Here is a 20,801-nt window from a genome sequence, read left to right as displayed (position 1 = left end):
AATGCGCTGTTCATCATTGTTACTCGCTACAGTTCTGGCATCGCAGGCCTCAGCAGATTGTGCATCAGATGCCGAGATCGCAGGCTTTGTGCAGGACTATCTCTCCAACACTGCAACTTCGGCGCTTGTTCCCGGTGGAACCATCGACGACGCGCTTTGTACTCAGGCCAAACTGGTCACCGCGATGGAGCCGCATCTTGGCCCGGTCGTCGGGTACAAGGCCGGGCTGACGAGCAAACCTGCGCAAGAACGGTTCGGGGCGTCAGAGCCGGTACAGGGCGTTCTGTTCCGTGACATGATGTTGGAGGACGGTGCGACCGTCCCAATCCAATGGGGCGCGCGACCCGTATTCGAAGCCGACCTGATCCTCGTCGTTGGTGATGCAGCCATCAATGAAGCAGACACACCCCAAGGGGTTATGGCCCATATTAGTTCAGTCCGCCCCTTCATCGAATTGCCCGATCTGACGTTGGCCGAGGGTGAACCGATCACGCCAGTCACGCTGACAGCGATCGGCGTTGCGCCAAAATTGGGCATATTAGGGTCTGATATTCCGGTTTCTGATCCGGCGGCGATGACACAGGCACTTCAGAACATGACTGTGACACTCAGTGCGGCAGATGGTGAAGTTCTGGCGCAGGCTCCGGGCGCAGCGGTCATGGGCCATCCGGCGAACGCCGCCCTTTGGCTGATGTCAAAAGGTATCGAGTTCAAACCTGGTGACCTGATTTCGGTCGGATCATTCGGGCCATTGTTTCCGCCGGCCAAAGGCAATGGCGGCGCATCGGTGACCTATGACGGTCTGCCCGGCAATCCCAAAGTAAGCGTGAAATTCGAATAGCTTATCGGCGACCCTCGCGCAGCCAGCCGGCCAGAAGGAAACCACCAGCCAGCAGCAGAACCAGCCATGGTGGCAGTAGCCCGGCCTGCGTCACATCACGGGTTTCATATGCATTGCGTGGAGTCAGACCAATCCAGCCCCGACCTGCAGCAGGACGCCCAGTGCGTACATTGCGGATCGAGGGTAATCCTTCCTCAAGACGGATAACGCCACCTCGCATTTGTTCCAAAGCAGGCTCCAAAATCTCTCCTGTCGCGATTGTACGCTCGAACTCTTTCGGAGCTGCGGGGCCGAGACCGATAACCGCGGAATGTTCCCCTTCCTGCAGGCGGTAGAGGCCGATTTCGGGGCCAAAGTACTGCGCCTCAAACCGTCCCGGGGATATCTCTTCAAGCGTGATCTCAAGCGTATCGCCATTTGGCCGGGTCACGGTAACCGGACCGACCTCATCATTCAGCGTCTGGCGGATGATGCGCATGGATTGGCCATTTGCCTCAGCCCACAGCGCCTCTTCTTCAAGCTCGGGCTCCTTCATCATCCAATGAGCCAGCCTGCGAAGCAATTCCAGCTGCGGCCCGCCACCTTCGAAACCCCGGCTCCAGAGCCAGGCATGATCCGATGCAAGCATGGCCACACGCCCCTCGCCCACACGATCAAGCACCAGCAATGGGCGATCATCCAGCCCGGTCATCAGCAACTCGCCCGAACGATGTTTCACATCGATCTGCCGCAACCATGCCCCCCATTCGTCAGGGTTGCCGAGGTTAGAGGTGACGGGATGACGTTCCCCCAGTTCGGTCACCATCGGGACATAACGCTCTTCAATCACCCGCGCCGTGGGCTGGGCGGGCAGGATAGGCGCCAGAGGAGATCGGAAGATACTGTCGGCGGTTGCGAAATCCGGCCCGGCGGCGATCAGAACCGCACCACCTTCGTTGATATAATTGGTGACATTATCCAGATAGATTGCCGGCAGGATGCCACGCCGCTTGTAGCGATCGAAAATGATCAGGTCGAAATCGTTGATCTTTTCAAGAAACAGCTCACGCGTTGGGAAGGCGATCAGCGAAAGCTCATCAACCGGCACACCATCCTGCTTTTCCGGTGGCCGCAGAATGGTGAAATGTACAAGGTCGACCGAGCTGTCCGATTTCAGCAGGTTACGCCATGTGCGGCCACCCGGATGCGGCTCACCCGAAACCAAAAGAACGCGCAACCGATCACGTACGCCATTCATTTGAATCAGGGCGGTGTTGTTGCGCTCGGTCAGCTCACCTTCTGCCTCGGGAACCGTGAACTGAATGACATTGCGCCCTCCGTGGGGCAGTGTGATCGGCAATTCAACGTCGACACCGATGGGAATATTGAATTGCTCGGGCGCGCCACCATCCACCGAGATCTCAAGGGGGGCGGTCGTCGCACCAGCGGGTGATGCACCGCTGTCTTCAACCCGAAGGGTCAGGGTGACAGGTTCGCCGATAATCGCGAAGGCAGGCGCATTGCGCACGATCAGGCGGCGGTCCCAATCCGTATCACGACCAGTTTGCAAAAGGTGCATCGGTGCGGGCAGATCAGGGGCCTGATCAGCGTCATGCACGATACCATCCGAAACCACCAGAACCCCTGCCACACGAGCACGTGGTTCTTCGGCCAGCGCTTCGTTCAGCGCGGCCATCACCTGCGTTCCTTCATCCCCATCGCTGTCGCCCACGCGGATGCGGCGCAACTCCGTGTTATCGCGAGATTCGATCTCGGCGGCCAGTTCGTCGGCAGCTTGTGCAGTCTGGTCTGCCCGATCCGAGAGGGTTTGGCTGGCGCTTTCATCCTCGATCATCAGAACGATATCGGTCAGCGGTGCGCGGTCTTCGATCTGATAGACCGGCCCGGATAGCGCCGCGATCACGACCAGAGCCGCCAGCCCGCGCAATGCCCAACCCGACAGACCACGCCATAGGGCTAGAATGACGCCGGAGACAGCAATCGCAGCGACGATGGCCAGAACCGGCCAGGGGATCAACGGGTCGAATATAACTGTTCCGGTCATTGTCCCAACCTGTCCAGAAGGGCGGGCACGTGCACCTGATCGGATTTGTAGTTCCCGGTCAGCACATGCATCACCAGATTGACCCCAAAGCGATTTGCAAGTTCTCGCTGTCTTTCACCCGCATACCCGCGACCCACCGGCAACAAGGACTGGCCATTACGATCCACAGCCCATGCGCTGGCCCAGTCGTTGCCGCCAATAACGACCGGAGTGACATTGTCGTTGAGATTGCGGAAAGGCATCCCCTCGATCTGCTCAGCGTCCAGAGGAGCCGCCTCGACCCAGACCTCGGTGCCGGAATAACGCCCCGGAAAGTCCTGCAACAGGTAGAACGCACGGGTCAGCACGTGGTCACGCGGAACAGGCTCTAATGCTGGGATATTCAAGGGCGCAGCCAGCTGTTGCAGCTTACGACCGTTCGGACTTGAGGCACCAAATCCGGCAATATCAGCATCACGCGTATCAAACAGGATCATCCCACCCGACCGCAGGTAATTGTTGAGCTTGGCATAAGCCTCGGCCGAAGGTTGCGGCTGGTCAGGCGTGATCGGCCAGTAGAGTAGCGGAAAGAAGGCAAGCTCATCCCGCTCAAGATCCACACCGATTGGTTGGGCAGGCTCGACAGATGTGCGGTAGTACAAAGTCTGCGCAAGCCCGCGCATTCCCGCTTGTGCAACATCATCCACTTGCGTGTTTCCGGTCAGAACATGCGCCAGCACCAATTCCTGTGTGGACTCAACTGCGAACGCGTTCTCCTGAGCTGTTTGCGCATATGCTTCGGGCACGAGGAAAAGTGCGCCCAGCGCAACAGCGGCGGCGCGTGCCAATCCCAAACGGCCCGACAGAGCAAGCGAGGCAATCACGTCTACTGTCAGCAATAGCAATGCGAGGCTCAGTAAGATGCCTCCGACCGGGGTTTCGGTACTGATTTCCTGTCCTTTGATCGGGACATCTGAGGGCCAGACAATCGGTTCCAGAACATCCTCTTCGGACAGAACATTCAGTGCGAGCTTCTGTTTACCGCTTTCATACAACCCCGGGCGCAGATCAGGCCCAATTTTTCCGGACACCAGTTCAACACCGTCGATGCCACTAAGGTTGCCTGCATCTGACAGGCTGCCGAACCCATCAAGAATTTGGATTGGCTCCCATGTCGTGCCCTGCAGCTGCGTCTCCTGCCGCGATTTGGCGGCTGAGGCGACGGCAAGACGGTCGAGCATTTCGACAAACAATCCCGACAGAGGCAAGCTTGACCATTCGGCGTCTGCTGTGACGTGGAACAGGACTACCTGACCCAATCCCAACGCTTTGCGTGTCACCAATGGCGTTCCGTCAGACAGCGAAGCGATGACGCGATCCGCCAGATTAGGGTCTGGTTGCGCCATAACCTGCGTCGTGACAGACACATCTTCCGGAATCTGCAAACCGTAGAACGGAGAGCCTTCGGTAAAGGGAGCCAGTCCCTTGGCTTCTCCCCAACTCATCGCGCCACCGACCGATCGGCCACCGCTGCGCAGGCGCACCGGCAACAGCGTATCCTCTTCGTCTCGGCCCAGATCGCTTGCGGCCATACGCGGCCCGGCGAAACGCAGAAGCAATCCGCCCTGCTCAACCCATTCAACCAATCCGCTCTTTTCGGCGTCGGACAGTTTGGCCACATCCGCCAGCACAATCACGTCAGGATTGGCAGGTAAAACCTCCAACAGCCCGCCCTCGACAAAATCAGCAGTCGGGATCAGGACCTGTGTCAGATAATGCAGCGGAGACAACAGCTCGAGCCCTTCGCGGTTCAAAGACCCTGCAATCAGGGCTACCTCTCGCCGACGCAGGCTGTCATCCGTCAGTGTGACGGTTCCTGCAGATCTCTGTCCCTGAATCTCAAACCGGGTAATCCGAGCGCGCAGCTCCGATGGAAGGGCCAGATCGACCTGAGCCAGCGTTGCGCCGCTTTCAAACTCAATTTCGGTTGATTGAAGAACACGCATGGCACCTGCAGGGTCGCGCCCCTGGGCCAATACAGTGACATTGCTTGCCGGACCAGGCTCTGACCGCTGCACAGTCAGCTGGATCACACCGTCCTGATAGGTTGCAGGTAAAACAGCCATAACCGGAAACTGGGACTGATACACCGTGACGTCTCCTCGCGATTGCAGAGCTGCCAGAACCTGATCATGTGCCGAGTAAGACAGTCGATCACTGAACCAATGTGTGTCAAATCCACCTTCGACCTGATCAAGCATTTCAATGGCTTGGCCAAGTTGCCCTTCCGTGGGTTGCCACGGCATCGGAATCAGCCCCGGCAAACGTCCGCGCCAGGACTCGGCAGCCTGAAATACGGGTGGCTCGGGTTCGGTCAGGCTCAGGATCGATACGGGCCGGCCTGCGCGACCAGCTTCAGTCAGTTGTGCGTCGATCTGATCGAGTGTTGCAGACCAGCGTGTCGCCCCGGCCCAGCTGGCATCCAACACCAGTAGTAAGGGCCCAGATCCGGTTTCATCTCGCGATGGGTTCAGGACAGGCCCCGCCAAGCCGATGATGATTGCTGCAGCGGCCAGCATGCGCAGTAGTAACAGCCACCACGGGGTTCGGTCGGAAACGCTTTCGTCGTCTTTCAGACCCAGCAGAAGCGTAACCGCCGGGAACAGCCGACGGATTGGTGCAGGCGGGACTGCACGCAGGATGAGCCACAGGATTGGCAGGGTCAGAAGACCTAGCAAAATCCACGGCGCCGTAAAGCCGATCCCTGCAAGAACCGTCATCGCGCACCCCCGTCCAGGGCCCGGTAGAGCCATAACAGAGCCGCTTGCGCACTATCTCCGGTATGATGCTGACCCAATTGCCAGCCTGTAGCCCGGCACAGTTTGGTCAACGCGTCCTTTCGCTCGGCCAGACGGTCGAGATAACGTTCACGCAAGTCACCTGCCTTCAAGGTTTCGTGTCTGACGGAACCCCCAACGCTTTCAAAAATCGTGCGCCCACGGTAGGGGAAGGTTTCCTCTCCCGGATCAAGAACCTGAAGCAGGGCTCCACGTACGCCACGATCGGCAGATTTGGTCAGTGCAAGCTCAACTTCATCAAGCGGACCCAGAAAATCCGAGATGAATACCGCCCGCGCATGCGGGATCATCGCGCGGTGTTCCGGCGGGGAATAGTCGCTTTCGGCATCCTGCGACCAGGCCTGCGCCAACCGTATGATCTGCGCATTGCCGCGCCTGGGGGGAAGGGTGGTTCCGGTCAGGCCAACCCGCTCTCCACCGCGCACCAACAGGATCGCCGTCGCCAAGCCCAACAGCCGCGCACGATCTGCCTTGGTCGGCAGGCTTTTATCCGAGGTGAAACGCATGGACGCGCCCTGATCGACCCACAGCATAATCGACTGGGCGATCTGCCACTCACGTTCGCGGACGAACTGCTGATCCCCCCGGGCCGATCGACGGTGGTCGATCATTCGGCGGCTATCCCCGATCTGTGCGGGGCGGTATTGCCAGAAATCATCGCCCAAACCAGCGCGCCGCCGACCATGATCGCCCAGCAGAACGGTACCGGCCAGATGTTCGGCCCGCGCCAAAAGCGGCGGCAGCCGGGACGCCTCGGCCTCAGATCTTTCGCGAAGGGTCAGCGCGGCATTCACGCCGCAGCCTCAGTCCGGACCAGACCGGCTGCGGTGGTTTCGATCAAGTCAGCAAGGCTGTCGCCACGCGCACGCGCGGCGAAGTTCAGCGCCATCCGGTGACTGAGCACGGGGCGCGCCATGTCCAGGACATCCTCGGTATTCGGAGCCAGACGCCCCTGCAGCATTGCACGTGCCCGTACCGTCATCATCAGCGCTTGTGCCGCACGCGGGCCGGGGCCCCAGGCGACGGTTTCGGCAACACGTTCGGAAACACCCGGCTCTTCGGGCCGGAAAGCCCGAACCAGATCAAGGATCAGCTCGACCACGGATTCCCCAACGGGCATTCGCCGCAACAGGACCTGAGCGGCCAGCAGTTCCTCTTTGGTGAAAATCTGGCTCGCCTCATCTTCCTCGACCCCCGTCGTGGCCAACAGAATGTCCCTTTCGGTCTGACGATCCGGATATTCGACGTCGATCTGAACAAGGAACCGGTCCAGCTGCGCCTCGGGCAGTGGATAGGTACCCTCCTGCTCAATCGGGTTCTGCGTCGCCAGCACATGGAAAGGCACACCCAATGAGCGGTCTTCACCAGCCACGGTCACCGTGCGTTCCTGCATCGCCTGTAGCAGGGCCGACTGGGTCCGCGGGCTGGCACGGTTGATTTCATCCGCCATCAGCAATTCACAGAAAATCGGTCCCGGAATGAAACGAAAATGGCGGCTGCCATCCTCGGCGGTATCCAGAACTTCGGACCCAAGGATGTCTGCAGGCATCAAATCGGGCGTAAACTGGATGCGATTTCCGTGCAGGCCCATCACGGTCGACAGGGTCTCGACCAGTCGCGTCTTGCCAAGACCCGGCAGACCGATCAACAAAGCGTGACCTCCACACAAAAGAGAGGTCAGGGTCAGGTCAACAACCCTCTCCTGCCCGATGAAGCGTCGGGTAATCGAGGACTTTGCCTCTTGTAGCTTGTTTTCCAGCGCTTCGATCTCGACTACGAGGTCGGCAGGTTCGGTCATGACTTTCCCTTCCGTGGACTAATATGATTGAAGTGTATCGCGCTGAGAGGAAATGGCAAAAGCAATGAGCGGACAAAAACCTGTGACCCCTTCACCTGATGGTCTGGCAGCCTCAGTCAATGCGGCCAAAACCAAGGGTTTACCCCCTGTTCACCTGTGGAATCCTCCGTTTTGCGGCGATCTCGACATGCAGATCAAAAAAGATGGTACCTGGACTTACATGGGGTCACCGATCAATCGGTTCGAGTTGGTAAAGCTATTTTCTTCAATTCTTAAGAAAGAAGACGGCAAATACTATCTGGTTACCCCTGTCGAGAAGGTGGGAATCACCGTCGAGGATGCTCCTTTCGTCGCAGTGGACTTTGACCGTTCCGGCGCCGGTGAAGCGCAGAACCTAAATTTTACGACCCATGTTGGCGACACCGCCATTGCTGGTGCAGAGCATCCTATTCGCATCGTCATCGATCCGGAAACAGATGAGCCTTCTCCATACATATTGGTTCGTTCAAACCTTGAGGCGCGGATTGATCGCAAGAGCTTTTATCGGCTTGTGGACATCGGGGCGCATCACGATGATTGGTTCGGCGTCTGGTCCGGGGGACAGTTCTTCCCGCTAATCCCATCGGCCGAGCTAGATTCCGTTTAGGCCGTTTGCGTGGCCTTCCGATCCTGAGCCAGCACCACGGCCAGCGCAACAATTCCTGCCCCCAGCGCGCGTGTCCAGTTCCATTCTTCACCCAGCATCACCAGAATCACCATCACATAAAATGGGGCGATGTTGATGTGGAAGGAACTCAGCGCCACGCCAAGCTTGCTGATTGACGAGACAAACAGAACCTGGCTGAGACCAAGGGCGACAAGCGCATAGATCGCCAGCATGCCTGCTTGTTGCATATCAAACGGGGCAGACGGCACGATCTCGGTACCCATCTGTCCTGCCCCGATCAGTAGAACAGAGGTCACCAGAAGCCCTCCAACAAGGGTGATCGAACTGCGCCCGACCTGACTCAACTCGGGAAAGTCTCGCGCGGTTGCCATGCCGCCCCAGCAAAACAGAACAGTCGACAGGATCGCGCAGGCAGCACCCAGCCCCAGTTGTTCGGGAACTGCAGCGCTGGTTGCTATCAATCCACCAATGATCGAAGCCACCAAACCAAAGGCAAAATTCCACCTCAGGCGACGCGCTCCGGTGCGTATTTCCAGCAAGGTCGCAATCAAAGGCGCGGAAGAGGCGATGATCGCCACCGTAACCGGATCTGTCAGCTTCTGAGCAAGAAGCAAAAGAAACATGGCCAGGCCGAAACCCAAGCCACCAACCCACATTGCACGCGCCCAACGGGCACGCCGGACGCGGGATGGCCCGTCAACCAGCAGCCAGATCGGTACCATGACCGCCACGGCCAGCGCCAGGCGGGCGACAATCAAAACAATGGGCGGCCAGGTTTGCAACAAAATCTCGGCCGCGGGAAAACCGGCAGCCCAGGTCAGCATTGACCCAACAGCCAATGAATTGCCCGACAGCGCTGTACGCCGATCGCCAGACGCAATCAGGGTGTTCCCGCGAACGGGTTCCGGGCTCATAGCCATTTATCCAGACCTTCCACTGACACGGCGCCGATAAAATGATTCGCCGCGATGGCCCGAATGTCCCTGATTTGAAATCGGTGATCTGGCTAATTTTCGACACTCTGTCGTTTTCAGGCTCTTTCCCGAAAAACACCTGACCGCTAAGGTCCGCCAATCGATACCCGAGACGATACATGCCCAAATTCGCTGCCAATATCTCGTTGCTCTTCAAAGAGCTTCCTTACCTTGACCGGTTTCAGGCCGCCGCAAGTGCCGGGTTCAAGGCTGTTGAGATCCTGTTCCCGTACGATCTGGCAGCCAAGGAAACGCGACGCGCTCTCCTGGCGAATGGATTGGAGTTGGTGCTGATCAATTCACCACCGCCGAACTACACCGGAGGCGAACCCGGATATGCGGCCGTCCCCGGCGGAGAGGCCCGGTTTCAATCCGACATACGCCGCGTTCTGCGCTACGCCGATGTGCTACACCCGGGACTGATCCACGTGATGTCAGGATACGCCAAGGGTTCTGAGGCATTTGATTGCTTTGTAAAAAACCTCCAATGGGCCGCAGATTTCGCACCGCATCAGCAATTCACCATCGAGCCTCTTAATCGCATTTCGCAGCCGGACTACTTTCTGTGCGACTACGACCTGGCAGAACAGGTATTGGATCAGGTCAATCGTCCCAATATTGGCCTGCAATACGACAGTTTTCACGCGCATATGATCCACGGCAACGCTTTGTCGATCTGGGAGCGGTTTCAACATCGCATCGTTCACGCACAGATCGGCGCAGCCCCGAACCGATCGGAACCGATGCTGGACAGCCCGGGATTCCCGGCGCTGTTTGATGCAATGGACCAGAGCGGCTACGAGGGATGGGTCAGTGCAGAATACATTCCTTCGGCCAAACGAACCGAAGACACTCTGCACTGGTTGCGCGGGTAATGTGCACAGACGCACTGGATTTCCGCCATCTGATCACTGCAAATAGGGCGTCGTCTGACCAAGGACCAATCAAATGATACCCGCCCGATTTGCCCACGCCGTATTTGGATTGATCATGTCCGGCCTGATGTCCTGTATCGTCACCGGCATTGCAACGCTGAAAGCGATCGGTTTCGGCCCCTCAACACTCGGCGATTGGATGGCATCATGGGCATTTTGCTGGCCCATTGCGTTCACAGTCATCCTGTTGCTTGGCCCTGCCGTAAAACGGCTGGTCGGGCGCATGGTCAGGCCTGAGGCCTGACCCGACGCTAAGAGGGCCCATCGGGCTTGATGAGCGGCGCAGCCGAGGTATCAGTGCGCCTCGGCCCAGTTTGCGCCTTGTCCGGCATCCACGCTTAACTTCACATCCAGCTTCACTGCCGGGTCAGAGGCACCTTCCATCACATCGCGGGCAACATCGATCACCTGATCCACTGAATCCTCGGCAACTTCGAACAACAGTTCGTCATGTACCTGTAACAGCATCTTTGCAGGCAACCCGTTGATGGCATCCGGCATCCGCACCATCGCGCGCCGGATCACATCCGCCGCCGTGCCCTGTATCGGCGCGTTGATCGCCGCCCGGCGCGAGAACCCAGCATGTGGCCCCTTGGCGTTGATCTCAGGCGTATGGATTTTCCGTCCGAACAGCGTCTGCACATAGCCGTGTTCCTTGGCAAAGGCGACGGTGTCATCCATGTATTTCCGAATACCCGGGAAACGCTCAAAATAGCGGTCGATAAAGCCCTGCGCCTCGGCTCGCGGGATCCGCAGATTGCGCGCCAATCCAAAGCCTGAAATGCCGTAAATCACACCAAAGTTGATCGCTTTGGCCTGACGGCGAATATCCGGCGTCATCTCATCCAGCGGCACATCGAACATCTCGGACGCCGTCATCGCATGAATGTCCAACCCATCGGCAAACGCCTGTTTCAAGGCCGGAATATCCGCAATATGGGCCAGAATACGAAGTTCGATCTGGCTATAGTCGAGGCTGACCAGCACATTCCCCTGCTCGGCAATAAACGCCTCACGAATGCGCCGCCCCTCCTCAGTCCGCACAGGAATGTTCTGCAGGTTGGGGTCGGTCGAGGCCAGACGCCCCGTGTTGGCCCCGGTAATCGAATAAGACGTATGCACCCGCCCCGTATCCGGGTTGATATGGGTCTGCAGCGCGTCCGTGTAGGTCGATTTCAGCTTGGATAGCTGACGCCAATCCAGCACCCGACGCGGCAATTCATGTTCGGTCGCCAGATCCTCGAGAACGTCCGCGCCTGTTGAATACTTCCCGGTCTTGCCCTTCTTGCCGCCTTCCAGCCCCATCTTGTCGAACAGGATCTCACCCAGCTGCGCGGGCGAGCCAACGTTGAAGTTCTCACCTGCCAATTCGTGGATTTCAGCCTCTAATCCAGCCATTTTCTGCGCAAAGGCATTCGACATACGGCTCAGGACATCGCGGTCGACCTTGATGCCATACATTTCCATCTGGGCCAGAACTGGCACCAGTGGGCGTTCGAGCGTCTCGTAAACCGTTGTCACCTGAACCTGGTGCAATTGCGGCTTGAACAGTTTCCACAAACGCAGGGTGATATCGGCATCTTCAGCCGCATAGGCAGTCGCCTCGTCAATCGGCACCTTGTCAAAGGTGATCGCGGATTTGCCTGTTCCCAGCAGCGGTTTGATCGGGATCGGCGTATGGCTCAGATACCGCTCGGACAGCGTGTCCATACCGTGGCCATGCTCACCACCGTGCATCGCGTAAGACATCAGCATCGTGTCGTCGATCGGCGCGACGGATACCCCATAACGCTTAAAAATCTTGGCGTCATACTTCATGTTCTGCCCGATCTTCAGGATCGACGGATCCTCGAACATCGGTTTCAGCAGCGTTAGAGCCTTATCCAACGGCATCTGCCCTTCGGCCATTGCATCCGATCCGAACAGATCGTCACTTGCGCCGTCGCGATGGGTCAGAGGGATATAGCAGGCTTCACCCGGCTCAACGGACAGCGAAATGCCCACCAGATCGGCGATCATTTCGTTCAGGCCCGTGGTTTCTGTATCAACCGCCACCCAGCCCCGCTCGTAGGCCTGATCAATCCACTTCTCCAGCGCAGCCGCATCCCGCACGCATTCATATTTGGATGCGTCGAAGGGGATGGCTTCGGCCTCGACCACTTCGGCGACAGGCGCAGGTGCATCAGCAATCACCGGCGCCTCGGCCCCCAGCTTGTCGGCGATGCGCTTGGTCAGCGTGCGGAACTCCATTTCCGCCAGAAAACCCAGCAGCGTATCCGGCTCGGGGTCTTTCACCTCAAGATCATCCAGCGTGAAATCCAGCGGCGTGTTCTCGTCCAACTGCACGAGCTTTTTTGAAAGCTCGATCTGATCGCGCTTGTCGATCAGGGTTTGGCGACGCTTGGGTTGTTTGATCTCTTCCGCCCGGTCCAACAGCGTTTCCAGATCACCATATTCGTTGATCAACAAGGCCGCGGTCTTGACCCCGATCCCCGGCGCACCGGGCACGTTATCCACGCTGTCCCCGGCCAGCGCCTGAACGTCCACAACCCGTTCCGGCCCGACACCAAACTTCTCGAACACCCCATCCCGGTCGATGCGCTTGTTCTTCATCGCGTCCAGCATCTCGACCCCATCACCGACGAGTTGCATCAGGTCCTTGTCCGAACTGACGATGGTGACACGCCCACCCGCCTCACGCGCCTGAACGGCGAGGGTCGCGATGATGTCGTCCGCCTCATATCCCTCCAGTTCTTTGCAGGCGATATTGAACGCTTTGGTCGCCTCACGGGTCAGCGGCATCTGCGGGCGCAGATCCTCGGGCATCGCCTCGCGATTGGCTTTGTAGAGGTCGTAAAGGTCGTTGCGGAAAGTATGCGAACCCTTGTCAAAGATCACCGCTACATGGGTCGGTGCATCCGGGCCGGCGTTCCCTTCGACATATTTCTGCAGCATATTGCAGAAGCCCGAAACAGCACCGATCGGCAGCCCGTCCGACTTCCGCGTCAGCGGTGGCAGAGCGTGATAAGCCCGAAAGATAAAGGCCGATCCATCGATCAAATGCAGGTGACAGCCTTTTCCGAATTCGCTCTTGCTCATGCTGGTGCGCCTCATAAGATCGTGGTCATGTACAGTCTGCACGTTTTATCGGCCATCGCGCCCGCAACCGCAATCACTCTCATGGCCACATCGGTATTGGCAGGCCCGAAACTGCCTTCCGACTGCGTTGGTACAGTTAACAGCACCTCCAACTGCGCGCCGATTCTGGCATGTCTGGGGGATAGCGGCATCTACTTCACAGGTCGCGCCATTGGCTGGGGAAGCGGCACCCACGCCGGGCACACCAGTGCTGATTTCGGGTGCCATGGCGAGTGGACGGCAAACGGAAGTTTCGGTTTTGGAGAAGCCACGCTTGAATGCGACAATGGGCTGACCGGGCGCGCCTTTTTCACCTACCAGCATCCGGAAACCGGCACCGCCAGCGGTCTGGGCATGCTTAGCAATGGTGAGTCATTTCACGTTTGGTCCGGCACCAATGTCGATCAGTTTCTAGTCAACAAATATGGCGATATAGATACAAGCGCGCTGTGTCAGAGTTTTGCCAAACCTGGGGTCTGACAAGCAATCAAGCCTGTTCCCTGCCCTTCAGCACATATTTGCAGTCGCAATAAGGGCATTCGACCCAGCCTGTGTCTTCGGGAATTTGCAACCAGACACGCGGATGGCCCAAAGCCCCTTCACCACCGTCACAGGCGATCCGGCTTTTGTCGACGATCTTGGTTTCCGGCGCTTCGATAGTCATCGCTGGCGATCCTTCACTGGTTGTCGGCCTCGCGGGCATGCATTAGGTGCGTTTATGAGCGATGAGCAAACCGGGGGCAAGGGCCACAGATGACCGACGCGGCGATCAGTATCAAAGGGTTGCGCAAAACCTATCGCGGCGGCAAAGGCCAGCCGGAAAAACACGCCCTCAAAGGCATCGACCTGACCGTTCCCCGAGGCTCTGTCTTTGGTTTGCTGGGACCAAACGGCGCCGGGAAATCCACACTCATCAACATCTTAGCCGGGCTGGTTGTCAAGACGTCGGGTCAAGTCTCGATCTGGGGTCTTGATCAGGATCAGAACCCCCGCCAGTCACGGGCTGCCATTGGTGTGATGCCACAGGAACTGAATCTAGATCCGTTCTTTACGCCACGTGGAGCACTGGAAGTTCAGGCCGGTCTGTACGGGGTGCCCAAGTCTGAGCGGCGCAGCGACGAGATCCTCGAGCTGGTGGGATTGAGCGACAAGGCCGAGGCCTATGCCCGAACCCTTTCGGGTGGGATGCGTCGGCGGTTGCTGCTGGCAAAGGCACTGGTTCATCACCCCAAAGTGCTGGTTCTGGATGAACCAACTGCTGGTGTGGATATCGAGCTGCGTCAAATGCTTTGGACCAATGTGCGTAAGCTGAACGAACAAGGCATGACGATCATTCTCACCACTCACTACCTGGAAGAAGCACAGGAAATGTGTGACGAGATCGCCATTATCAATCACGGTGAAAAAGTCGCGCAGGACAGTACCGCAAATCTGCTGGGACAGATGGACCGCCGGACTATCGTGATCGTACCCGACGCCCCAATTGCTGAACTCCCAGATTCTGAAGGCGTAAAGGCCACTCTGCGCGAAGATGGCAGTCTTGCGTTGCATTACCAAAGTAACGCGACAAGCGCCGAGCAAGTGTTGGAGTCCGTACGGCAGGCTGACATCCGCATTCGGGACGTGAGAACCGAAGAAGCTGATCTCGAGGATGTGTTTCTCGCACTCACATCCAACCGAACGGATGATCCCCCGGCCGACGATCAATCGAAGCCACGCCGGGGAATGCATCGCGTCAAACTGTAATCGTCACGCCCGGTCGATCCGCGCCTGATAACAATTGTTCCGCGCCGAACGCACATGGATGTAGGCCACATCCGAACGGGTGAATATCTCGGAGATAGCTGATCCCAGCTGGTTCGTCGGTGCAATGACCCCGGTCCCATAGACGATCCGGTCATCATGCCCGTACCCCTTGATCAGATAGTCGGGGGAGGAGGTCAGCACTTCAGGCATGCCTTCGCTTTCTGAATGCCGCTGACATGGTTTGGCGCAAAGAAAGATCGGACCGGTTTCCGCATAAGGATGTGTCTCTGAAAAAGGCCGATGTGCCAGAATCAACATCTCTTCACCCTCAGGAATATGCTGGAGGCAATGGCGGCAAGGGTTGCCATTTCCATTCGATATCGCCCGCTCTGGGGCAGTTCCATACGCGTCGGGTGCACCTGTCTGATAGGCGCGGACATCATCGGTTGACAGGGCAGTTATCTTGTACATCACAGATCTCCTTCGTTTTTTTGCGAAGGTGCATGTGAAGCGGGTTCCAAGCGACCCGTTTCCTGCGCATAGAGGGAAGACCCGCGACAATGCTGCCTCTGTGAGATCGTGCGCGGAATAGCTATCGAGGCGTTATAGCCACATCTCAGGGCAAACCTCGAAAATGACTAATCCTGTCAGACCTCCCCGCTTTCCAGCGACGCCCGAGCAAATCGCGTCTCAGGTAGAGGCGTTTTATGCACGTGTCCGGCAAGACGATTCACTTGGACCCGTTTTTGGCAATCATGTCCGGAACTGGCCAGAACACGAAGAAAAGATCGCCGCGTTTTGGCGCAATGCGATCCTGTTCGAACGTTGTTACGACGGAAACCCCCAGCGCGTTCATATCGAACGTTCCGACGTCTCTCCTGAACTCTTTGAACGCTGGCTTGATCTGTTTGAAACTGTGGCCACACAAACGCTGCCACCTGAAACCGCGATTCCGTGGGTCGCTCTTGCCCGCCGCATTGGTGTCGGCATGAAGGCCGGTGTCGCTGCCGCACGGCAACCTGCCGGAGCTCCTCCAATTCTGCGCTGAACGGGGCTAAGTTAACATAGATTGCGCATGTTAGCGATAAAGTTTGGGCTGTCAGACTCTGTTGATAGGGTTTAAGCAGCATATGGCGACATTGGTTCCCGTCGTGTCTGCCACCTAGCCCGCCGCCAAACAGATTGCCCGAGGCCGATCAGATGAACAGTCCAAATGCCACCCTTCAGGGCCTTGGTTATGCCTTTCTGGGATTTGCGGTTTTCGCCACACATGATGCTCTGATCAAGTATCTGGGCGCAACGTATTCGGTGTTGCAGATCATTTTCTTCGCAACACTGTTTTCATTTGTTCCAATGGCCGTGACCATACTTGCAGACCGAACAAGTGATAACTTCAGGCCGCGTCACCCCTGGCTGGTCCTTCTGAGGTCGGCCTTAATGGTCGCCTCTATGTCCTGCGCATTCTATTCGTTCTCAGTCCTGCCTCTGGCCGAGGTCTATTCACTCTTGTTTTCGTTCCCACTCATCGTGACGGTATTGTCCATTCCGATCCTCGGGGAAGTTGTCCGTGCGCAGCGCTGGGCTGCGGTAGGCGTCGGATTGATCGGTGTTTTAATTGTCCTTCGCCCGGGGGCTACTGAAATCACTCTGGGGCATGTCGCAGCACTGACAGCCGCGTTCTGCAGCGCTTTTGCATCGGTTCTGGTAAGAAAGATCGGAAACGAAGAGCGCTCAGCCGTTCTGATCCTGTATCCTTTGCTTCTGGCCATCATCCTCATGAGCCTGGCCCAACCTGCCGTTTATCAACCTCCCTCTCTGACACATCTGGGCATGATGGCGTTGGTCGGAGTTTTCTCTGTGATCGCGCAACACCTGATCATTCTGGCGTATCGGGCCGCCCCTGCCGGTGCCGTAGCGCCAAGCCAGTACACTCAGATAATCTGGGCAACGATCTTTGGAGCGGTCTTCTTTGGTGAACGGCCAGACGCCTGGGTTGCCGTCGGGGCGAGTATCATCATTGCCTCGGGTGTATTTGTTGTGTGGCGGGAAAGCCGTACAAACGTGTCACCCAATAAACCAGTGCTGCGCATTCGGTCACCGCGGGCCGATACAGGCGCGTCTAGGCCGGGTAAATAATACCGTTTCTACCGGGAAGTTCAGACAAATGCCCCATCGCATTTGGTAGATGGCCATAAGCCTCGTTTCATCTTGTTGTTCGGTATTTAGTTTTCACCGTCGACCTTAGATCCGCTTGTTTCTGACACGTCAAACTGCGAGCGTTCTATGATCTTTTTGTAGATTTTGACGCGGGAGTATGATTTGAACCTGTGCGCTTCAGGTTATGAGCCTGACGATGTGAAGACGTCGAGCAATTGATCCGGGGGATCAATTGTAGTCTGAACGGGCTGTACTGAGATTTTCTGAGGCTGGTTGCGGGAGCAGGATTTGAACCTGCGACCTTCAGGTTATGAGCCTGACGAGCTACCGGGCTGCTCCATCCCGCGACACTTAGCGTTGGTCTACCGCCTATTCGGCTACTTGAGACCGGGTAGTGTTCTTTTCATCGTGTTAGAGAGATTGGGGATTTTTCTAGGTTTGGCGGTGACCTACTCTCCCGGGGCTTAAGCCCAAGTACCATTGGCGCGGCAGTGCTTAACTTCCGGGTTCGGTATGGGACCGGGTGTTTCACTTGCGCTATGACCACCAAACCGAGGAAAATCCCCGTCGCAGCTTTGCTGTGCAAAGCGCGACGAGTGGCAGGCAGTGTATTTGCGTGCAAATGCGCGTTGCCACTCGGTTGTTATGTCACCCCTTACGGGGTTTCACATCAATCAACGTTGTCCAACTCAAGGTCAGTGTATGCTTTTGATTTGTCTTTCCATTACTGGATCAAATCAAGCCTATCGGGCGATTAGTACCGGTCAACTGAACGCATTACTGCGCTTACATCTCCGGCCTATTGACGTGGTGGTCTTCCACGGCCCTCAGGGAGACCTTGTTTTGAGGGGGGCTTCCCGCTTAGATGCCTTCAGCGGTTATCCTGTCCGATCATAGCTACCCAGCACTGCCGTTGGCACGACAACTGGTCCACCAGTGGATCGTTCACCCCGGTCCTCTCGTACTAGGGGCAACTCCTCTCAAGTCTCCTACACCCACGGCAGATAGGGACCGAACTGTCTCACGACGTTCTAAACCCAGCTCACGTACCTCTTTAAACGGCGAACAGCCGTACCCTTGGGACCTGCTCCAGCCCCAGGATGAGATGAGCCGACATCGAGGTGCCAAACACTGCCGTCGATATGGACTCTTGGGCAGTATCAGCCTGTTATCCCCGGCGTACCTTTTATCCGTTGAGCGATGGCCCTTCCACTCGGGACCACCGGATCACTATGGCCGTCTTTCGACTCTGCTCGACTTGTCAGTCTCGCAGTCAGGCTGGCTTCTGCCATTGCACTCAACGAGCGATTTCCGACCGCTCTGAGCCAACCTTCGCGCGCCTCCGTTACGCTTTAGGAGGCGACCGCCCCAGTCAAACTACCCGCCACGCAGGGTCCCGGATCCGGATAACGGACCGCGGTTAGACATCAAGAGTGCGAAGGGTGGTATCTCAAGGGAGGCTCCACAGGTACTTGCGTTCCTGCTTCAAAGCCTACCACCTATCCTGCACATCACAATCCTGATGCCAGTGCGAAGCTGTAGTAAAGGTGCACGGGGTCTTTCCGTCTAACCGCGGGAAGCCTGCATCTTGACAGGCAATTCAATTTCGCTGAGTCGATGTTGGAGACAGCGGGGAAGTCGTTACGCCATTCGTGCAGGTCGGAACTTACCCGACAAGGAATTTCGCTACCTTAGGACCGTTATAGTTACGGCCGCCGTTTACCTGGGCTTCAATTCAAGGCTCTCACCTCTCCTTTTAACCTTCAGGCACCGGGCAGGCGTCAGACCCTATACGTCGTCTTGCGACTTCGCAGAGCCCTGTGTTTTTAATAAACAGTCGCCACCCCCTGGTTTGTGCCCCCAGCCCCTAGTTGCCTAGGAACCGGGCCTCCTTCTCGCGAACTTACGGAGGTATTTTGCCGAGTTCCTTCAACATCGTTCTCTCAAGCGCCTTGGTATGCTCTACCAGTCCACCTGTGTCGGTTTAGGGTACGGTCTGATGGAGGGCTATTTCCAGGAACCACTCAGCAGCCCAATCAATCCGATAAGATTGAACTACACCTGTGATCCGTCACATCCTCCTGGCCTAGGAATATTAACCTAGTTCCCATCGCCTACGCCTTTCGGCCTCGGCTTAGGGGCCGGCTTACCCTGCTCAGATTAGCTTTAAGCAGGAACCCTTGGACTTTCGGCGAGAGTGTCTCTCACACTCTTTGTCGCTACTCATGTCATCATTCTCACTAGTGATCTCTCCACCGGATGGCTCACGCCCCGGCTTCATCGAAAGCCTCTCTCCTCCAATCTGCCCGAAGGCATGAAGGAGGAATGAGACTATGTCACACTACGCTCTGCTACCGATGCTTACGCATCCCTAGACTTCGGCTCATGGCTTGAGCCCCGTTACATCTTCGCCGCAGGACAACTTATTTAGACCAGTGAGCTGTTACGCTATCTTTAAAGGATGGCTGCTTCTAAGCCAACCTCCTGGTTGTTTTGGTCGTCCCACCTGCTTTCCCACTTAGCCATGAATTGGGGGCCTTAGTCGTAGGTCAGGGTTGTTTCCCTCTCCACTACGGACGTTAGCATCCGCAGTGTGTCTGCCATCTAGTACTCCCGGGTATTCGGAGTTTGGTTAGGATCAGTAAGCCTGTGGGGCCCCATTACCCATCCAGTGCTCTACCCCCCGGGGTATTCGGATGACGCTCTACCTAAATAGATTTCGCAGAGAACCAGCTATCTCCGAGTTTGATTGGCCTTTCACCCCTAGGCACAGCTCATCCCGATCTTTTTCAACAGATGTGGGTTCGGTCCTCCAGTAAGTGTTACCTTACCTTCAACCTGGCCATGCCTAGATCACTCGGTTTCGGGTCTGATCCCACGAACTCATGCGCCCTATTAAGACTCGCTTTCGCTACGCCTACACCTAACGGCTTAAGCTTGCTCGTGAGACCAAGTCGATGACCCATTATACAAAAGGTACGCCGTCAGCTCGCAAGGAGCCTCCGACTGATTGTAGGCGTTCGGTTTCAGGTACTGTTTCACTCCCCTCGTCGGGGTGCTTTTCACCTTTCCCTCACGGTACTGGTTCGCTATCGGTCAGCAAGGAGTACTTAGCCTTCGAAGGTGGTCCTCCGATCTTCAGACAGAATTTCACGTGTTCCGCCCTACTTAATACGTCCGTCAAAGCTTCCTATACGGGGCTGTCACCCGCTATGGCCACGCTTCCCAACGTGTTCTAGTCACTTATCCGGCTCGGCTGGTCCCCGTTCGCTCGCCGCTACTAGGGGAGTATCAATTGATTTCCTTTCCTCCGGGTACTTAGATGTTTCAGTTCCCCGGGTTTGCTCTTAAAACCCTATGTATTCAGGTCTTAAGTACCTGTTTAAGCAACATATTGATTATCAAGGATAACAATATGAAGCTTTCAGGTGGGTTGCCCCATTCAGAGATCCATGGATCAAAGCTTATTCTCAGCTCCCCATGGCTTATCGCAGAGTATCACGTCTTTCATCGCCTCTTGCTGCCAAGGCATTCACCAAACGCCCTTCTCGCGCTTGATTTGATCCAGAAAAAGAAAGACCGAAGCCTCTCGCGATCACAGGGAAGCTGGAACAACCCCGAACCTTTATTCTGAACCAAAAGCATACTTTCCCGCCTTCCATCC

At 56.9% G+C, this 20,801-nt stretch carries 16 protein-coding genes, 1 tRNA gene and 2 rRNA genes; 8 read left to right on the top strand and 11 right to left on the bottom strand.

Going from position 1 to position 20,801, the window contains the following annotated elements; all coding sequences use genetic code 11:
* Position 1: 1 nt before the first annotated feature.
* Complete coding sequence (locus tag GOX61_RS18910; RefSeq protein ID WP_170336258.1) at positions 2–841, top strand: 2-keto-4-pentenoate hydratase; 840 nt, start codon at positions 2–4, stop codon at positions 839–841.
* A 1-nt stretch (position 842) separates the two neighbouring features.
* Here GOX61_RS18910 and GOX61_RS18905 read toward each other — a convergent pair whose 3' ends face one another.
* Genes GOX61_RS18905 through GOX61_RS18890 form a run of 4 tightly spaced genes read right to left on the bottom strand, consistent with a single transcriptional unit; the run spans position 843 to position 7,520 of the window.
* The gene (locus GOX61_RS18905) at positions 843–2,885 is read right to left on the bottom strand and encodes a hypothetical protein (protein WP_170336256.1); all 2,043 of its coding nucleotides are present in this window, start codon (positions 2,883–2,885) and stop codon (positions 843–845) included.
* Positions 2,882–5,644, bottom strand: coding sequence for a DUF4159 domain-containing protein (locus GOX61_RS18900; protein ID WP_170336254.1), 2,763 nt, complete (start codon positions 5,642–5,644; stop codon positions 2,882–2,884). Before GOX61_RS18900 ends, GOX61_RS18905 begins: the two co-directional genes overlap by 4 nt.
* Positions 5,641–6,516: a DUF58 domain-containing protein gene (locus tag GOX61_RS18895; protein WP_170336251.1), complete on the bottom strand. Its 876-nt coding sequence runs from the start codon at positions 6,514–6,516 to the stop codon at positions 5,641–5,643. Before GOX61_RS18895 ends, GOX61_RS18900 begins: the two co-directional genes overlap by 4 nt.
* The gene (locus GOX61_RS18890) at positions 6,513–7,520 is read right to left on the bottom strand and encodes an AAA family ATPase (RefSeq protein WP_170336249.1); all 1,008 of its coding nucleotides are present in this window, start codon (positions 7,518–7,520) and stop codon (positions 6,513–6,515) included. Before GOX61_RS18890 ends, GOX61_RS18895 begins: the two co-directional genes overlap by 4 nt.
* A gap of 64 nt (positions 7,521–7,584) precedes the next feature.
* Between GOX61_RS18890 and GOX61_RS18885 the strand changes: the two genes are divergently transcribed.
* Positions 7,585–8,166 carry a DUF1285 domain-containing protein gene (locus GOX61_RS18885; RefSeq protein ID WP_170336247.1) on the top strand — a complete coding sequence of 194 codons (582 nt, stop codon included), beginning with the start codon at positions 7,585–7,587 and terminating at the stop codon, positions 8,164–8,166.
* Here GOX61_RS18885 and GOX61_RS18880 read toward each other — a convergent pair.
* Complete coding sequence (locus GOX61_RS18880) at positions 8,163–9,101, bottom strand: DMT family transporter (RefSeq protein WP_254436927.1); 939 nt, start codon at positions 9,099–9,101, stop codon at positions 8,163–8,165. The two genes, GOX61_RS18885 and GOX61_RS18880, sit on opposite strands and share 4 nt — an antisense overlap.
* A 179-nt stretch (positions 9,102–9,280) precedes the next feature.
* Here GOX61_RS18880 and GOX61_RS18875 point away from each other — a divergent pair, with 179 nt between their 5' ends.
* A complete protein-coding gene (locus GOX61_RS18875; protein ID WP_170336243.1) occupies positions 9,281–10,036 on the top strand; it encodes a hydroxypyruvate isomerase family protein in 756 nt (251 codons plus the stop codon).
* Positions 10,037–10,109: 73 nt separating this feature from the next.
* Positions 10,110–10,340 (top strand): DUF2798 domain-containing protein, encoded by a 231-nt coding sequence (locus tag GOX61_RS18870; RefSeq protein ID WP_170336241.1) that lies wholly within the window; start codon positions 10,110–10,112, stop codon positions 10,338–10,340.
* A 50-nt stretch (positions 10,341–10,390) separates the two neighbouring features.
* On the opposite strand, the gene polA is transcribed toward GOX61_RS18870, so the two are convergent.
* A complete protein-coding gene (gene polA / locus GOX61_RS18865) occupies positions 10,391–13,195 on the bottom strand; it encodes a DNA polymerase I (protein WP_170336240.1) in 2,805 nt (934 codons plus the stop codon).
* 27 nt (positions 13,196–13,222) lie between these two features.
* Here polA and GOX61_RS18860 point away from each other — a divergent pair, with 27 nt between their 5' ends.
* Positions 13,223–13,714, top strand: a complete 492-nt coding sequence (locus tag GOX61_RS18860; protein ID WP_170336238.1) for a hypothetical protein — start codon at positions 13,223–13,225, stop codon at positions 13,712–13,714.
* A gap of 7 nt (positions 13,715–13,721) precedes the next feature.
* Here the strand turns inward: GOX61_RS18860 and GOX61_RS18855 are convergent, their stop codons facing one another.
* Positions 13,722–13,898 carry a zinc-finger domain-containing protein gene (locus tag GOX61_RS18855; protein ID WP_155146547.1) on the bottom strand — a complete coding sequence of 59 codons (177 nt, stop codon included), beginning with the start codon at positions 13,896–13,898 and terminating at the stop codon, positions 13,722–13,724.
* An 89-nt stretch (positions 13,899–13,987) separates the two neighbouring features.
* On the opposite strand from GOX61_RS18855, the gene GOX61_RS18850 reads away from it, so the two are divergent.
* Positions 13,988–14,980 carry an ABC transporter ATP-binding protein gene (locus GOX61_RS18850; protein ID WP_170336236.1) on the top strand — a complete coding sequence of 331 codons (993 nt, stop codon included), beginning with the start codon at positions 13,988–13,990 and terminating at the stop codon, positions 14,978–14,980.
* A gap of 3 nt (positions 14,981–14,983) precedes the next feature.
* Here the strand turns inward: GOX61_RS18850 and GOX61_RS18845 are convergent, their stop codons facing one another.
* Positions 14,984–15,451, bottom strand: coding sequence for a DUF1203 domain-containing protein (locus GOX61_RS18845; protein ID WP_170336234.1), 468 nt, complete (start codon positions 15,449–15,451; stop codon positions 14,984–14,986).
* 163 nt (positions 15,452–15,614) lie between these two features.
* Between GOX61_RS18845 and GOX61_RS18840 the strand changes: the two genes are divergently transcribed.
* Complete coding sequence (locus tag GOX61_RS18840) at positions 15,615–16,028, top strand: group III truncated hemoglobin (protein ID WP_170336232.1); 414 nt, start codon at positions 15,615–15,617, stop codon at positions 16,026–16,028.
* Positions 16,029–16,180: 152 nt separating this feature from the next.
* Positions 16,181–17,116, top strand: a complete 936-nt coding sequence (locus GOX61_RS18835; protein WP_170336230.1) for a DMT family transporter — start codon at positions 16,181–16,183, stop codon at positions 17,114–17,116.
* 291 nt (positions 17,117–17,407) lie between these two features.
* Here the strand turns inward: GOX61_RS18835 and GOX61_RS18830 are convergent.
* The 3 genes from GOX61_RS18830 to GOX61_RS18820 all read right to left on the bottom strand — a co-directional run bounded on the left by GOX61_RS18830 (position 17,408) and on the right by GOX61_RS18820 (position 20,697).
* A tRNA-Met gene (locus GOX61_RS18830) sits at positions 17,408–17,484 on the bottom strand.
* Between the two features lie 89 nt (positions 17,485–17,573).
* Positions 17,574–17,688 (bottom strand): 5S ribosomal RNA (gene rrf, locus GOX61_RS18825).
* Between the two features lie 182 nt (positions 17,689–17,870).
* A 23S ribosomal RNA gene (locus GOX61_RS18820) occupies positions 17,871–20,697 on the bottom strand.
* Positions 20,698–20,801 lie beyond the last annotated feature (104 nt).

Origin of the sequence: Ruegeria arenilitoris (assembly GCF_013030265.1) — a bacterium.
GTDB classification, from domain to species: domain Bacteria; phylum Pseudomonadota; class Alphaproteobacteria; order Rhodobacterales; family Rhodobacteraceae; genus Ruegeria; species Ruegeria arenilitoris_E.
This window is presented reverse-complemented; position numbering and strand designations above follow the sequence as displayed.

Coding starts and splice junctions, on each gene's coding strand:
- GOX61_RS18910 (WP_170336258.1), top strand. CDS start 2: ATGCGCTGTTCATCATTGTTACTCGCTACAGTTCTGGCATCGCAGGCC.
- GOX61_RS18905 (WP_170336256.1), bottom strand. CDS start 2,885: ATGACCGGAACAGTTATATTCGACCCGTTGATCCCCTGGCCGGTTCTG.
- GOX61_RS18900 (WP_170336254.1), bottom strand. CDS start 5,644: ATGACGGTTCTTGCAGGGATCGGCTTTACGGCGCCGTGGATTTTGCTA.
- GOX61_RS18890 (WP_170336249.1), bottom strand. CDS start 7,520: ATGACCGAACCTGCCGACCTCGTAGTCGAGATCGAAGCGCTGGAAAAC.
- GOX61_RS18885 (WP_170336247.1), top strand. CDS start 7,585: ATGAGCGGACAAAAACCTGTGACCCCTTCACCTGATGGTCTGGCAGCC.
- GOX61_RS18880 (WP_254436927.1), bottom strand. CDS start 9,101: ATGAGCCCGGAACCCGTTCGCGGGAACACCCTGATTGCGTCTGGCGAT.
- GOX61_RS18875 (WP_170336243.1), top strand. CDS start 9,281: ATGCCCAAATTCGCTGCCAATATCTCGTTGCTCTTCAAAGAGCTTCCT.
- GOX61_RS18870 (WP_170336241.1), top strand. CDS start 10,110: ATGATACCCGCCCGATTTGCCCACGCCGTATTTGGATTGATCATGTCC.
- polA (WP_170336240.1), bottom strand. CDS start 13,195: ATGAGCAAGAGCGAATTCGGAAAAGGCTGTCACCTGCATTTGATCGAT.
- GOX61_RS18860 (WP_170336238.1), top strand. CDS start 13,223: ATGTACAGTCTGCACGTTTTATCGGCCATCGCGCCCGCAACCGCAATC.
- GOX61_RS18855 (WP_155146547.1), bottom strand. CDS start 13,898: ATGACTATCGAAGCGCCGGAAACCAAGATCGTCGACAAAAGCCGGATC.
- GOX61_RS18850 (WP_170336236.1), top strand. CDS start 13,988: ATGACCGACGCGGCGATCAGTATCAAAGGGTTGCGCAAAACCTATCGC.
- GOX61_RS18845 (WP_170336234.1), bottom strand. CDS start 15,451: ATGTACAAGATAACTGCCCTGTCAACCGATGATGTCCGCGCCTATCAG.
- GOX61_RS18840 (WP_170336232.1), top strand. CDS start 15,615: ATGACTAATCCTGTCAGACCTCCCCGCTTTCCAGCGACGCCCGAGCAA.
- GOX61_RS18835 (WP_170336230.1), top strand. CDS start 16,181: ATGAACAGTCCAAATGCCACCCTTCAGGGCCTTGGTTATGCCTTTCTG.